We start from the raw sequence: 14,482 nt of genomic DNA, 5'->3' as shown, positions 1-14,482 counted from the left end.
TGTGCAAAGAATCTATATTCTCTATTAAGGACGACGTTACATGGCCAAAGTATCTCTCGGTAAAGATAAAATCAAAATTCTCCTATTAGAAGGTCTTCATCCTTCTTCTGTCGAAGTTTTACAATCATCTGGCTACACAAACATTGAATACCACAAAGGTTCACTTTCTGAAGATGAGTTGCTTGAAGCGGTAAAAGATGCGCATTTCATTGGTATTCGCTCGCGTACTCATCTTTCTCAAGAAGTCTTTGATGCTGCCGAGAAACTCGTTGCTGTAGGTTGTTTCTGTATTGGTACAAACCAAGTGGATCTTCATGCTGCTGCTGCACGTGGTATTCCAGTATTTAATGCCCCATTCTCCAATACACGCAGTGTGGCTGAGTTGGTATTAGGTCAAGCATTACTGCTACTTCGTGGTATTCCAGAAAAAAATGCACTGGCTCACCGTGGCATTTGGAAAAAGAGTGCCGATGCTTCTTATGAAGCCCGTGGCAAACGTCTAGGCATCATTGGCTACGGCCATATCGGTACTCAGTTGAGTATCCTTGCTGAAAACTTAGGCATGCGCGTGTACTACTACGATATCGAAAATAAACTATCGTTAGGTAACTCGAATCAAGTAGCGACTATGAGTGAGTTGCTTAATAAATCAGATATCATTTCATTACATGTGCCAGAAACCAATAGTACCAAAGATATGATGGGTGCTGATGAGTTTGCTCAAATGAAACCGGGCGCAATCTTTATCAATGCAGCTCGTGGAACGGTTGTCGATATTCCAGCGTTATGTGACGCTCTGGAGTCTGGTCATTTAGGTGGCGCGGCAATCGATGTATTCCCAGTTGAACCAAAAACCAATAACGACCCATTCGAGTCTCCATTAATGAAATTCGATAATGTGATTTTGACACCTCACATTGGTGGTTCAACTCAAGAAGCCCAAGAAAACATTGGTATTGAAGTTGCTGGGAAATTAGCTAAATACTCAGACAATGGTTCAACGTTATCTTGTGTAAACTTCCCTGAAGTATCATTACCAGAACACACAGGCACGTCACGTCTTTTACATATTCATGAAAACCGACCTGGTATCCTAACGCAAATTAACAGCATATTTGCTGACGCTGGTATTAATATCGCAGCTCAATATCTACAAACCAATGCAGAAATGGGCTATGTGGTCATTGATATCGAAGCGAATCGTTCAGAAGAAGCATTAGAGAAAATGAAAGCTGTTCAAGGAACCATTCGAGCGCGTATTCTGCACTAAGAATAGTTGCTCCTATCTACCGAATATTAAGCAGTCGCCCCTTAAGCGACTGCTTTTTTTACGTCTTTATTTATTAGAAATTAAAAACACAACACTTACTTGATCGCTGATCATAATGCTTTGATCTTGATAGCCTTGATCGGCAACACGACTTTCCATTGCCATTGATTTTGCGACAACAGGGCGAGATATATTACTTCTATATTCAATAGACCACACACCATTTACCGTCGCATCAAAGCCTTTTGTTAATGATGCAGCTTTGCTTTTTGCATCATCAATAGCTAATTGACGCGCTTGCTCTTTATATTTGGCTTCATCTTGTACTTTTAACTGAATGCTATCTACTCGATTGATGCCTGATTGCAACGCAAGATCGAGATAATCATTTAGCTTATCTAATTGCTTTACCGTAACCGTAATATTACGTACCGCACGGTAGCCAGAGAGTTGCGGTTTGCCATCTTTAGGGTAAATATACTGAGGCGTAATCTGTAAATTACTGCTTTCAATGTCTTTTCTGTCGATGTTAGATGATTCTAAAGATTTCATTAATTTTTCGACAACTTTATCTACCGCCATTTTCGCTTGCTTTGCTTGAGTTCGCTCTGACTGAATAGCCACAGAAAATTCAGCCATATCAGGCTTAGCAATCACTTGCCCATACCCCGTTGTTGATAGTGTGGGCTGACTTGCCTCTGCGGCATAAGCATTGGCACTTAAAAAAAACAATACTGCACATAAAAGATGTTTAATAGATACTCGCATAACAACCTCTTTCTAAAACTAGGATTGGTATAAAGCATTCATTGTAGCAATAAAAAAGGCGCACTAGGCGCCTTTGATTTATTTGTTACATAAAGCTCGTTGATTAAACATCAAGCTTATTCAAATGCACATCCATTTGTGGGAATGGAATCTCGATGCCTTCATTGTCAAGCTCTTCTTTAATCGCTTGCAGAGTATCAAAATAAACATCCCAGTAATCAGCCGTTTTTACCCATGGGCGAACTACAAAATTCACTGAAGAATCAGCTAAAGCAACAACACCAATCGTTGGTGCTGGCGTTGAAAGAATGCGAGATTCAGATTCAAGCACACGAGCAATCACTTCTTTAGTCTTTTTCAGATCAGCTTTATAAGAAACACCAATCACGTGATCGATACGACGAGTAGCATGGCGAGAGTAGTTCACAATTGGACCACCGATTACGCCACCATTTGGTACAACGATCATTTTGTTATCTGGTGTCGTTAAAACAGTTTGGAAAATCTGGATAGATTCAACGCTACCTGCAACGCCACCAATTTCAACGTAGTCACCAGCTTTGAATGGACGGAAAGCCACAATCAACACACCAGCAGCAAAGTTAGCTAATGAGCCTTGCAGTGCCAAACCAATCGCTAAACCTGCAGCACCGATCACAGCAACGACTGAAGCCGTTTCAACGCCAACACGGCCTAGAGCAGCAATTAATACGATAACAAATAACACATAGCGAACAAGTGAACTAATAAAGTGCACTACCGCTTGATCCATTTGTTTCTTTTCAAGCAACTTAGCAACACTGTTGCTGATTGTTTTAACAACAATATTACCAATGAAAAGAATGACTAATGCGGAAAGAATATTCACGCCATATTGAACCAATAAATCAGAGTTAGATGTCAGCCAATCTGTTACCTTTGGAGCGATAGCATGTGCTACTTCCGTTACTTGATCTTCTGTTGCCATTGTTATTTCCTTCCTAACGATTTAATCATAAAAATGCTTAGTTAAAACTGAGTCAATAGTGTGTTTTCATTTTAAAAAATTTTATTAAAAACTAATTTGTTAAATAAACACCCACACACTATACGTCTAAGGCACAATATATCTATTTTTCATGTTGCTGAAAACTATTTGTTGTCATTACAACAAAAACAATTCCACCAAAGCCACTCCACTTTACGAGAAATCCTACATAAATTATCGTTAAACTAATTAAAGGTAACACCCTCATAGATATGCTATAGATACAAATAATAGACAAACACCCATAATTTACCGACAAAAAAAGCCCCACATTACTGTAGGGCTTCACACTTTAAGAAACTAAAGACGGATTATAGTACGTCGATTGCGTTAAGGTCTGCGAACGCTTTTTCAAGACGTGTAACCATAGACGCTTGACCAGCACGTAACCATACGCGTGGATCGTAGTATTTTTTGTTTGGCGCAGCTTCACCAGTTGGGTTACCGATTTGACCTTGTAGGTAATCGTGGTTGTCAGCTTCGTATTGACGAACGCCATCCCAACAAGCCCACTGAGTATCAGTATCGATGTTCATTTTGATAACGCCGTAACCGATAGATTCTTGAATTTCAGCTTCAGAAGAGCCAGAACCACCGTGGAATACGAAGTTTAGAGAATTAGCTGGTAGGCCAAATTTCTCTGAAACATGCGCTTGAGAATCACGTAGGATCGTTGGAGTTAGAACAACGTTACCTGCTTGGTAAACACCGTGTACGTTGCCGAAAGAAGCAGCGATGGTGAAACGTGGGCTAACAGCAGTTAGTTTTTCGTACGCGTAAGCAACATCTTCAGGAGAAGTATAAAGCTCAGATGCATCCATGTCAGAGTTATCAACGCCATCTTCTTCGCCACCAGTACAACCTAGTTCGATTTCGATAGTCATGTTCATCTTAGCCATGCGCTCTAGGTATTTAGCACAAGTTTCAACGTTCTCTTCTAAAGACTCTTCTGAAAGGTCTAGCATGTGAGAAGAGAAAAGAGGCTTACCAGTTTCTGCAAAGTGTTTTTCACCCGCGTCTAGTAGTCCGTCGATCCAAGGAAGAAGTTTCTTAGCAGCATGATCAGTATGAAGAATAACTGGGATACCGTAAGTTTCTGCAACAGCGTGTACATATTTTGCACCAGCAACTGCACCTAGGATTTGTGCACCTTGGCCTTCAAGCTTAACGCCTTTACCAAGGAAGAAACCTGCACCACCGTTAGAGAACTGAACGATTACAGGAGCTTTAACTTTTGCTGCTGCTTCTAGTACTGCGTTTACAGAGTCAGTATTCACAACGTTAACTGCTGGAAGAGCAAAGTTGTTTTCTTTCGCTACTGCGAAAACTTTCTGTACGTCATCACCAGAGATAACACCAGGTTTTACAAAATCAAAGATTTTAGACATGATTTGAGTCCTATTTTACTGTCGTTTAAATTACAGCCGTTTAAGTTTTTCGTTCGTTTTAGAACAAAATGAGCATTTAGTAAACGTTTGCTTGATTGATGCGGCGCATTGTAGCAATAAAAAGCTCAGATTCACATAGTGTGATCTATGCACGTTGCATCAATCGTTATTTTTAATTGATACCAATGTAAAAAAGGCGAGAGGTGTCTCTCGCCTTTTGCAACTATTATTAAGCTTTTGCACGCTCTTCTAGCATCGCAACTGCAGGTAATACTTTACCTTCAACAAACTCAAGGAAAGCACCGCCACCCGTTGAGATATAAGAAACGTCCGCTTTGATACCAAACTTGTCGATAGCCGCTAATGTGTCACCACCACCAGCAACAGAGAAACCTGCTGATTCTGCAATCGCTTTAGAAATACCAGCTGTACCCGCTTCAAAGTTTTTGAATTCAAAGACGCCGACAGGGCCATTCCAAAGAATAGTTTTCGCATTCTTGATGATGTCAGCCAATACTGCTGTTGAGTCTGGGCCAAGGTCAAAAATCATATCGTCATCTTGAACGTCAGCCACGTTTTTGATTTCAGCTTCTGCGTTTTCATCAAAAGCTTTTGCACAAGCCACGTCTGTTGCGACTGGAATCGCGCAATCTTTCATTAGCTTCTTAGCTGTTTCAACTAAATCTGCTTCATATAAAGATTTACCAACATTATGGCCTTCTGCTGCAATAAAGGTATTCGCAATACCACCACCAACCACTAACTGGTCAGCAATTTTAGATAAAGACTCAAGAACCGTTAGTTTTGTTGATACTTTAGAACCACCAACGATAGCAACCAGTGGGCGCTCTGGGTTATCCATTGCTTTACCAAGTGCATCAAGTTCAGCTGCAAGTAAAGGGCCTGCACACGCGATTGGTGCATTCATACCAACACCGTGTGTAGACGCTTGTGCACGGTGAGCCGTACCAAATGCATCCATCACAAATACATCACAAAGTGCTGCGTATTTTTTAGATAATTCTTCTTCATTTTTCTTCTCGCCTTTGTTAAAGCGAACGTTTTCAAGAACCACTAACTCACCAGCATTAAGCTCTAAACCATCTAGGTAGTCTTTTGCTAGTTTCACGTCACAATCTAGGGCATCGTTTAAGTAGTTTACAACAGGAGCAAGAGAGAACTCTTCGCTGTATTCACCTTCAGTAGGACGGCCAAGGTGAGAAGTAACCATGACTTTAGCACCCGCTTCTAAACAAGTTTTGATCGTTGGAAGTGATGCAAGAATGCGAGCATCTGAAGTTACTTTACCGTCTTTTACTGGCACGTTTAGGTCAGCACGAATAAATACACGTTTACCTGCAAGGTCCAGGTCAGTCATCTTGATTACAGACATTGTTTGTCCTCTAAAATGTTAATGAAATTAATAAAGTTAAAACGGCTCATTGCTTGGCAAACGCCCAACAATGTGATTCTTTTGTTCATTTCTTTATCGCTGATAAATGTAATGCTTCAGCGATGTAATTATCATCTGTTACTTATACTGGGGGTGATTTTTTATTATTTCAAGGGTAAAAATAATAAATCGACTAAATATTCACCAAATACCGTTATTTAGTCAATCATTGCTCCCATCACTTGAGTCGTATCGAGCATGCGGTTGGCAAATCCCCATTCGTTATCGCACCAAACCAGCATTTTCACCAAGCGATGATTACTGACTCTAGTTTGTGAGCCATCAACAATTGCACTGTGTGAATCATGGTTAAAGTCTATCGAAACCAATGGGGCTTCGGTGTAATCTAATATGCCATCCAATGTACAACGAGATGCTTCCACGATAGATTGATTTACGTCATCAACTTTCACATTTTTGTGAACAGTAACGCTTAAATCCATCGCAGTGACGTTAATTGTAGGAACTCGTACAGAAATTGCTTCAAATTTATCAGAAAATTTTGGATAAATTCGTGCAATACCTAAGTGCAGTTTAGTATCCACTGGAATAATCGATTGGCTGGCAGCTCGAGAACGGCGTAAATCGGAATGATAGGCATCGATAACTTGTTGATCGTTCATTGAAGAGTGGATGGTGGTGATGGTCCCAGATTCAATACCAAAACTATCATCCAAAGCTTTGATCACAGGGATAATGCAGTTAGTGGTACAAGAACCATTCGACACGACATTATGCTCAGCAGTTAAACTCTCATGATTCACACCATAGATAATGGTGTTATCGACATCATTTCCACCAGGGTGAGAAAATAACACCTTCTTCGCCCCGGCTTGCAAATGAAGTTGCCCATCGGCTTGTGAGCCGAACTTACCGGTGCAATCTAAAACAATATCCACGTTAAGATCTTTCCAAGGCAATAACTTTGCATCGGCAAGGTGCAAAATTCGGATCGAGTCAACCTCGGTAGTCTCCGCTGCATTTTTTTTAGTGGATAGTTTTAACCCATCGTGGTGAATAAAGAGATGCTCTTGGTCGTGAGACACTTTTTTGAAAAAGCGACCATGGCTTGAGTCATACTGAAGAAGATGCGCCATGCCTTCAGGTTCTGCCAACTCATTAATCGCAACAACTTGGATCGATTGGTTTTTACCGCTTTCATATAAAGCGCGCACTACACTGCGCCCTATCCGACCAAATCCATTAATAGCAATTCTAAGCATAATCTTTCCATGGCATCAATATAAAGTGGCAGTATGTTACCTCATCGACTTTTAATACGCATTAAAAAAGCCGAGCATAATGCCCGGCTTTCATCTTTCAATTATCTAAACCTTAAAGGATTAAGCAATCAACTCTCTCGCAGTTTCAACCACGTTTTCAACTGTAAAGCCGAACATTTTGAATAGTTCGCCAGCAGGTGCTGACTCGCCAAATGTGGTCATACCGATGATGCGACCGTCTAGGCCAACATACTTGAACCAGTAATCAGCAATACCCGCTTCAACCGCGATACGAGCCGTCACATCAGATGGTAATACTGCTTCACGGTAAGACGCATCTTGCTTATCAAATGCATCGGTTGATGGCATAGATACAACACGTACCTGCTTACCTTCAGCGGTAAGTTGTGCAGCCGCTTCAACCGCTAACTCAACTTCAGAACCTGTCGCAATCAAGATTAACTCAGGCTTACCTGCGCAATCTTTAAGAATGTAAGCACCTTTTGCGATGTTCGCAACTTGCTCAGCCGTACGCTCTTGTTGTGCTAGGTTTTGACGAGAGAAAATAAGTGCAGAAGGCGCATCTTTACGTTCAATCGCAAGTTTCCACGCTACCGCAGACTCAACTTGGTCACATGGACGCCATGTGCTCATATTTGGTGTCATACGTAATGATGCAATTTGCTCAACCGGTTGGTGAGTTGGGCCATCTTCGCCAAGACCGATAGAATCGTGTGTGTACACTTGGATGTTTTGAATTTTCATCAAAGCAGCCATGCGCATTGCGTTACGTGCGTATTCCATGAACATTAGGAAAGTTGCGCCGTAAGGAACAAAACCGCCGTGTAGCGCGATACCGTTGATGATAGCTGTCATCGCAAACTCACGCACACCGTAGTGGATGTAGTTGCCTGAAGCATCATCAGCCGTCAGTGATTTAGAACCAGACCACATGGTTAAGTTAGAAGGTGCAAGGTCAGCAGAGCCGCCCATGAACTCAGGTAACATTTGACCAAATGCTTCTAGTGCATTTTGAGACGCTTTACGTGAAGCAATGTTCGCTGGGTTTGCTTGTAGATCAGCAATGATAGCGTTCGCTTTCTCTTCCCAATCGCCAGGTAAATCACCGGCAGTACGACGTTTAAATTCAGCCGCTAACTCTGGGTAAGCTGCTTCATATGCCGCAAGTTTTTCGTTCCAAGCTGCTTCTTTTGCAGCGCCGGCTTCTTTCGCATCCCACTGAGCATAAATGTCAGTTGGAATTTCAAAAGGACCATGTTCCCAACCAAGTTGCGCTTTAGTCGCTGCAATTTCGTCTGCACCTAGTGGCGCGCCGTGACAATCGTGCGTACCCGCTTTGTTTGGCGAACCAAAACCAATCACTGTTTTAGTACAGATAAGTGATGGACGAGGATCGGCTTTAGCTGCTTGAATAGCCGCTTCAATTGCGTCTGAATCGTGACCATCAACGCCAGGAATAACATGCCAACCGTACGCTTCAAAACGCTTAGGTGTATCGTCAGAGAACCAACCTTCAACGTGACCATCGATAGAAATACCGTTGTCATCCCAGAAAGCAACCAACTTACCAAGACCTAACGTACCCGCTAAAGAACATGCTTCATGCGAGATACCTTCCATCATACAACCGTCGCCTAGGAAGGTGTATGTGAAGTGATCAACGATGTCGTGACCTTCTTTATTAAATTGTGCAGCAAGTGATTTTTCAGCAAGCGCCATACCAACTGCATTGGTGATACCTTGACCTAGTGGGCCAGTCGTGGTTTCAACACCTGGAGCGTAACCGTATTCTGGGTGACCTGGTGTTTTAGAGTGCAGTTGACGGAAATTTTTCAGCTCTTCAATTGGCAATGCGTAGCCAGAAAGATGAAGAAGAGAATAAATCAGCATTGAACCATGGCCATTCGAAAGAATGAAACGGTCACGATCCGCCCACTCAGGGTTCTGTGGGTTGTGGTTTAAATGGTTACGCCAAAGAACTTCAGCGATATCGGCCATCCCCATTGGGGCGCCCGGGTGACCCGAATTGGCTTGTTGAACACCATCCATGCTTAAAGCGCGGATTGCATTTGCTAAATCTTTACGAGACGTCATGTCTGCTCCTGAGTGCATAAGCGATTTTATTTAAGGTTGGATAAAGCCAACTGAATTCGTTCAGCCCACTTTGTGGTCGGTATTGTCGCAAAGCACCGGAATGACTGCAAACATTAAGGTGATCATATTTTCGTTTTTGCCTTTCTTTTTTTCCTTTTTTTACCTAGCCCACACTTCCCCACATTTAACTGGAATCTAAACAAAATATAGGGTTAGCAACGCAAACGTTATCGTATTGACCATAAAGTCATTCCCAAAAAAATAATTAAAAAAAATTCTCTCTTATTATCAACGGGCAATCGTTTTCCTGCGCCAGCATTAAAAAAAGGCTTGTAATTCGACCAATCAAAACTAGAATAGACGTCTAGATGTAGAAACACCTACAAACTTAACTGTTTTTAAGAAGACGCGATTCATAGCAAAAAGCTATAAGAACGCGTCTTTTCTAACTCAAATTGATTCATTAAGCGATGAATTAACGTGATTCAAAGTGGAGCACTCACACATGTCTAAGCATTTATTTACTTCAGAATCTGTATCTGAAGGTCATCCAGACAAAATTGCTGATCAAATTTCTGATGCGGTATTAGATGCAATCCTAGAACAGGATCCGAAAGCACGTGTGGCGTGTGAAACGTATGTAAAAACCGGTATGGTCATGGTGGGTGGTGAAGTCACGACTTCTGCATGGGTTGATATTGAAGAGATTACTCGTGAAACCGTTCGCGAAATTGGTTATGTGCATTCAGATATGGGCTTTGATGCCGATTCATGTGCCGTATTAAACACTATCGGTAAGCAATCTCCAGACATCAATCAAGGGGTGGATAAAGCAGATCCTAAAGATCAAGGCGCTGGCGACCAAGGTATCATGTTTGGTTACGCAACTAACGAAACTCCAATCCTTATGCCTGCGCCAATTACTTACTCTCACTTATTGGTTAAAAAACAAGCTGAAGTCCGTAAAAGTGGTAAATTAAACTTCTTACGCCCAGATGCTAAATCTCAAGTTACTTTCCAATACGACCAAGGCAAAATCGTGGGTATTGACGCGGTTGTGCTTTCAACTCAGCACTGTGATTCAATTTCAACACCGGATCTACGTGAAGCGGTAATGGAAGAAATCATCAAACCAGTCCTACCAGCAGAATGGTTAAACAAAGAAACTAAATTCTTTATTAACCCAACTGGTCGTTTTGTGATCGGTGGCCCAATGGGTGACTGTGGCTTAACAGGTCGTAAAATTATCGTTGATACCTACGGCGGCGCAGCGCGTCACGGTGGTGGTGCATTCTCTGGTAAAGATCCATCAAAAGTTGACCGTAGTGCAGCCTACGCCGCGCGTTATGTTGCGAAAAATATTGTTGCAGCGGGTCTTGCTGATCGTTGTGAAATTCAACTTTCTTATGCAATTGGTGTGGCAGAGCCGACTTCAATCATGGTGGAAACATTCGGTACTGAAAAAGTGCCTACCGATATTATCGTTGAAGCCGTTCGTCAACATTTCGACCTACGCCCATACGGCCTACAAGAAATGCTGAATTTGCTACAACCTATCTACAAGAAAACTGCAGCATACGGTCACTTTGGTCGTGAAGAATTCCCTTGGGAAGCAACAGACAAAGCTGAATCACTACGTGCGTTCGCAGGTCTTTAATTAACGCCTTTCGTTAATTTTCTTTAAAAGAATTTGTGTATCAAGCCCTTACCTTTTGGTTGGGGCTTTTGTTTATCTACCCCTTAGTTATTGCCGATTTTAATACGTCTTTCACCGCTCACTTTTTAATCATAAAATTTGTAATTCTGGATATCTACGATAATAGTTATAAGTATCTAGATCAGCCCATTCAGGTCTTCATTCTGAATAACGATAAGATCCTTGGACGGTTTGGAATAAATAGGTACGCAAACAAAATGGTTTGTCAGTAAAACCTATGAAAGTTGTTCTTACATGAACCTTAAGGGGGATTTATGCCTCGTACTGCCAAAAGCTCAGATTTTAAAACACCAGATACCGAATACGCCCGCACGATTCCATGCGAGACGCTAACAACCTTCGCACCATTTCAATGGGTAAGAATGGGAGTCAACGATCTCTTTAAAGCTCCACTAATCACCTTTTTTTACGGGTTATGCTTTGCTGTAGCCGCAGCGGCTATTGAATGGCTTGTTTATATGCAAGGCTCGCATTTAGTGGTTTTCCCAAGCCTAATTGTCTACATGCTCATTGGACCATTCTTAGCGCTAGGATTGTATGATGCCAGCTGGCAAGTAGAAAAAAATCACAAACCAAAACTGTTTCATTCTATTAAAGCCATTCGCCGAAATGGTGTTTCTCAATGGAGCTTTGCTTTGTTGCTTTGTGTGGCAATGATTTTTTGGATGAGAATCGCATCGTTACTGCACGCACTGTACCCAGAAATGCAAGGTGCTTCCATTCAAGCCTTCTTACCATTTTTAGTAACCGGTTCAGTGGTAGGTATCATTTTCTCTTGTATCATTTTTGCTATATCTGCTTTCTCTATTCCCTTAATGATGGAAAGAAGAGTCGATATGATGACCGCCGTATTTACGAGCTATAACGCGGTTAAAAATAATATAGGTGCTATGTTCGTTTGGGCGATGATCATTGTCGTTGGAATAGCGGTAGGGTTTTTAACTGCTGGAATTGGTATGTTAATTATTATGCCTGTCTTAGGTTACGCGACTTGGCATGGTTATCGCAGCACCATTAGCCGTAAGCATTAAGGAGCGAACAATCAACTCACCGAGATCGATAGCCAAAGAATAAAAGATAGATTCCTTAACCTCTCTTGGTTACCATGCCACTCTGCTGTGATTTAAGCAGAGCTGGTATTGGTATAACAAGAGAACAACTCGTGCAATCAAACTCTATACCCACCTCACTTGAACTCTCTATTCAACAAACTATTGAGCTATACCTGCAAAAAGCAGAACAAGCTTTAGAATGCGAGTTTGCCATTCCCACTTACAACTTTAAGGTAAGAGGGAAAGTCGCAGGCAAAGCCTATTTGCATTTATGGCAGATCCGCTTGAATCCAACTTTGTTGCTTGAAAATCAAGAGGCATTTTTACAGCACGTTATTCCTCATGAGCTTGCCCACTTGATAACCTTCCATCAATTTGGTCGAGTAAAGCCTCATGGAAAAGAATGGCAATTTATCATGCTTAACGTTTTTCATATCCCAGCACAAACACGCCACACATTTGATGTCTCATCGGTACAAGGCGAAACCTTTCTTTACCAATGCCAATGCAGACAGCATGAACTGTCGATTCGCCGCCATAACAAAATTCAACGTCAACAGATGCAATACCATTGCACCGCCTGTCAATCACAATTGATAAAAGCATAAGTGATAAGCATCAGAAAAACCTGACTTATTTCTTTCTTACACTATCATTGTGATACAAAGCGCATTATGATTTGTGCCTCTTAAAAGGACGGTTAATCTCACCATGAATGAGTTCAAAGATATTCTGGACATGCACCCTAATCCATTTGTTGTGCATGTTAATTTTAAACCTCTGTATGCTAATGATGCATTTGCGCGTTTCAGTGGCTTAGAAAGTGCAAAAGAAATTCTTACTATGGATTCACTTATGGTGCTCATCAACCCTGAAGAACGTGAAGACGCTTTGCTTCGCTATCAACTCGCCTTAGACAATAAAAAAACCGACTCCAAAATCATTGCTCATACCGATTTAGCCGGTAACCCTGTTATGGTTGAAATAACCGATAAGTCGATTATGTGGCAAGGTCAACAAGCATTATGCACTTATATCAGCATAGTGACGGATACCATCAAAAAGCAGCAACATTTAAAACGACTATCTGAGCAGGACGCACTAACACAAATCCATAATCGTCGCTATATACTCAATGTATTAAGAGATATCCATAAAGATCAAACCGTTAATCAATACTTTAAAGCAATTATGGATATTGATTACTTTAAAAAGGTTAATGACAAATATGGTCATCTTGCGGGGGATAAAGTTTTACTGCAGTTCACGCAAATTTTGCAAGATTTCACTCAACCAGAAGACCATCTGGCAAGGTTAGGCGGTGAAGAGTTTATTCTATTGATTAAGTCTCAATCGAAAGAAAAAGTACTGAAACGTTTAGAATCGATCCGTACCTCTATCGAACAAAATCACTTCGTTATTAGTGATAAAGACACACAAGATGAACTTCGTATTCAATGCACACTATCAATTGGTGTAACCGCGCTCAACGCCGATGATGATATTGATACGAGTTATGGCCAAGCCGATAAGGCTCTGTATATTGCAAAACAACAAGGTCGTAACCAAGTCATCATGCTTGATTAATACACCTTAATCTCTCATTCGGATAACGAGATCCGCTCTTATCCGAAGCTCAGGTCAACTAAAGCGCCTATCCCCCCTTGTTTTTTACCTCAAAAACATCCATGTTATGAAAAGCTCTTTCGCTTACACAGGTTAAATCATGAGAATCCCAAGAATCTATCACCCTGAAACCATTTCGACTTCAGGGGAGATAAGTTTATCTGAAGATGCCGCAGGCCATATTGGTCGAGTACTTCGCATGTCCGAAGGACAAGAAGTGTTACTGTTTGATGGCTCTGGCGCTGAATTTCCAGCAACCATTTCAGTGGTATCGAAAAAAAACGTGACCGTCACAATACAAAAACGTATTGAACGCAGTATCGAATCACCTTTAGACTTACATCTCGGTCAAGTCATCTCTCGTGGTGATAAGATGGAATTCACCATTCAAAAAGCAGTCGAACTTGGTGTGAATACTATTACACCACTGATCTCAGAACGCTGTGGTGTAAAGCTGAATGCAGAAAGGTTTGAAAAGAAGCTACAGCAATGGCAAAAAATTGCGATTGCGGCGTGTGAGCAATGCGGCCGTAATATCGTGCCGCAAATTCGACCATTGATGCAACTCGAGCAATGGTGCGCGGAAGATTACGATGGCTTAAAACTCAACTTGCACCCTCGAGCAAAATACTCAATCAACACCCTTCCAGAACCGGTCAATAAAGTCCGCTTACTGATTGGCCCTGAAGGTGGATTATCCGATAACGAAATTCAAATGACTGAACAATATCAGTTTGAAGAAACCTTATTAGGCCCTCGTGTGCTGCGCACCGAAACCGCCGGCCTGACCGCAATCACCGCCCTACAACTTCGTTTTGGCGATCTTGGTTAACTCACCATCTT

At 41.6% G+C, this 14,482-nt stretch carries 12 protein-coding genes; 6 read left to right on the top strand and 6 right to left on the bottom strand.

Annotated elements, in window-relative coordinates; genetic code table 11:
* Positions 1–40: 40 nt before the first annotated feature.
* Entirely contained in the window at positions 41–1,270 is a 1,230-nt protein-coding gene (gene serA, locus A1QC_RS03905; RefSeq protein WP_017024167.1) for a phosphoglycerate dehydrogenase, read from the top strand.
* A gap of 66 nt (positions 1,271–1,336) precedes the next feature.
* Here serA and A1QC_RS03900 read toward each other — a convergent pair whose 3' ends face one another.
* The 6 genes from A1QC_RS03900 to tkt form a co-directional block, all read right to left on the bottom strand.
* A complete protein-coding gene (locus A1QC_RS03900) occupies positions 1,337–2,038 on the bottom strand; it encodes an oxidative stress defense protein (protein ID WP_017024166.1) in 702 nt (233 codons plus the stop codon).
* 103 nt (positions 2,039–2,141) lie between these two features.
* Positions 2,142–3,005, bottom strand: coding sequence for a small-conductance mechanosensitive channel MscS (mscS, locus tag A1QC_RS03895; protein WP_017024165.1), 864 nt, complete (start codon positions 3,003–3,005; stop codon positions 2,142–2,144).
* A 371-nt stretch (positions 3,006–3,376) separates the two neighbouring features.
* Positions 3,377–4,453, bottom strand: coding sequence for a class II fructose-bisphosphate aldolase (gene fbaA / locus A1QC_RS03890; protein ID WP_017024164.1), 1,077 nt, complete (start codon positions 4,451–4,453; stop codon positions 3,377–3,379).
* 229 nt (positions 4,454–4,682) lie between these two features.
* Positions 4,683–5,846, bottom strand: coding sequence for a phosphoglycerate kinase (locus tag A1QC_RS03885; protein WP_017024163.1), 1,164 nt, complete (start codon positions 5,844–5,846; stop codon positions 4,683–4,685).
* 218 nt (positions 5,847–6,064) lie between these two features.
* Positions 6,065–7,129, bottom strand: coding sequence for an erythrose-4-phosphate dehydrogenase (epd, locus tag A1QC_RS03880; protein ID WP_017024162.1), 1,065 nt, complete (start codon positions 7,127–7,129; stop codon positions 6,065–6,067).
* A gap of 120 nt (positions 7,130–7,249) precedes the next feature.
* Complete coding sequence (tkt, locus tag A1QC_RS03875) at positions 7,250–9,244, bottom strand: transketolase (protein WP_017024161.1); 1,995 nt, start codon at positions 9,242–9,244, stop codon at positions 7,250–7,252.
* Between the two features lie 505 nt (positions 9,245–9,749).
* Between tkt and metK the strand changes: the two genes are divergently transcribed.
* The 5 genes from metK (at position 9,750) to rsmE (ending at position 14,471) form a co-directional block, all read left to right on the top strand.
* Positions 9,750–10,901: a methionine adenosyltransferase gene (gene metK / locus A1QC_RS03870; protein ID WP_017024160.1), complete on the top strand. Its 1,152-nt coding sequence runs from the start codon at positions 9,750–9,752 to the stop codon at positions 10,899–10,901.
* Positions 10,902–11,215: 314 nt separating this feature from the next.
* Positions 11,216–11,992 (top strand): DUF2189 domain-containing protein, encoded by a 777-nt coding sequence (locus A1QC_RS03860; protein ID WP_017024158.1) that lies wholly within the window; start codon positions 11,216–11,218, stop codon positions 11,990–11,992.
* A gap of 74 nt (positions 11,993–12,066) precedes the next feature.
* The gene (locus A1QC_RS03855) at positions 12,067–12,621 is read left to right on the top strand and encodes a SprT family zinc-dependent metalloprotease (RefSeq protein ID WP_017024157.1); all 555 of its coding nucleotides are present in this window, start codon (positions 12,067–12,069) and stop codon (positions 12,619–12,621) included.
* 103 nt (positions 12,622–12,724) lie between these two features.
* A complete protein-coding gene (locus A1QC_RS03850; protein WP_017024156.1) occupies positions 12,725–13,600 on the top strand; it encodes a sensor domain-containing diguanylate cyclase in 876 nt (291 codons plus the stop codon).
* A 139-nt stretch (positions 13,601–13,739) separates the two neighbouring features.
* Positions 13,740–14,471 (top strand): 16S rRNA (uracil(1498)-N(3))-methyltransferase, encoded by a 732-nt coding sequence (rsmE, locus tag A1QC_RS03845; protein WP_017024155.1) that lies wholly within the window; start codon positions 13,740–13,742, stop codon positions 14,469–14,471.
* Positions 14,472–14,482 lie beyond the last annotated feature (11 nt).

Origin of the sequence: Vibrio rumoiensis 1S-45, assembly GCF_000286955.2 — a bacterium.
GTDB lineage: Bacteria > Pseudomonadota > Gammaproteobacteria > Enterobacterales > Vibrionaceae > Vibrio > Vibrio rumoiensis_A.
This window is presented reverse-complemented; position numbering and strand designations above follow the sequence as displayed.

What these genes read in the sequence shown, in the direction of transcription:
- tkt (WP_017024161.1), bottom strand. Translation starts at nt 9,244, where the DNA reads ATGACGTCTCGTAAAGATTTAGCAAATGCAATCCGCGCTTTAAGCATG.
- epd (WP_017024162.1), bottom strand. Translation starts at nt 7,129, where the DNA reads ATGCTTAGAATTGCTATTAATGGATTTGGTCGGATAGGGCGCAGTGTA.
- metK (WP_017024160.1), top strand. Translation starts at nt 9,750, where the DNA reads ATGTCTAAGCATTTATTTACTTCAGAATCTGTATCTGAAGGTCATCCA.
- A1QC_RS03885 (WP_017024163.1), bottom strand. Translation starts at nt 5,846, where the DNA reads ATGTCTGTAATCAAGATGACTGACCTGGACCTTGCAGGTAAACGTGTA.
- fbaA (WP_017024164.1), bottom strand. Translation starts at nt 4,453, where the DNA reads ATGTCTAAAATCTTTGATTTTGTAAAACCTGGTGTTATCTCTGGTGAT.
- A1QC_RS03855 (WP_017024157.1), top strand. Translation starts at nt 12,067, where the DNA reads ATGCCACTCTGCTGTGATTTAAGCAGAGCTGGTATTGGTATAACAAGA.
- rsmE (WP_017024155.1), top strand. Translation starts at nt 13,740, where the DNA reads ATGAGAATCCCAAGAATCTATCACCCTGAAACCATTTCGACTTCAGGG.
- A1QC_RS03850 (WP_017024156.1), top strand. Translation starts at nt 12,725, where the DNA reads ATGAATGAGTTCAAAGATATTCTGGACATGCACCCTAATCCATTTGTT.
- A1QC_RS03900 (WP_017024166.1), bottom strand. Translation starts at nt 2,038, where the DNA reads ATGCGAGTATCTATTAAACATCTTTTATGTGCAGTATTGTTTTTTTTA.
- A1QC_RS03860 (WP_017024158.1), top strand. Translation starts at nt 11,216, where the DNA reads ATGCCTCGTACTGCCAAAAGCTCAGATTTTAAAACACCAGATACCGAA.
- serA (WP_017024167.1), top strand. Translation starts at nt 41, where the DNA reads ATGGCCAAAGTATCTCTCGGTAAAGATAAAATCAAAATTCTCCTATTA.
- mscS (WP_017024165.1), bottom strand. Translation starts at nt 3,005, where the DNA reads ATGGCAACAGAAGATCAAGTAACGGAAGTAGCACATGCTATCGCTCCA.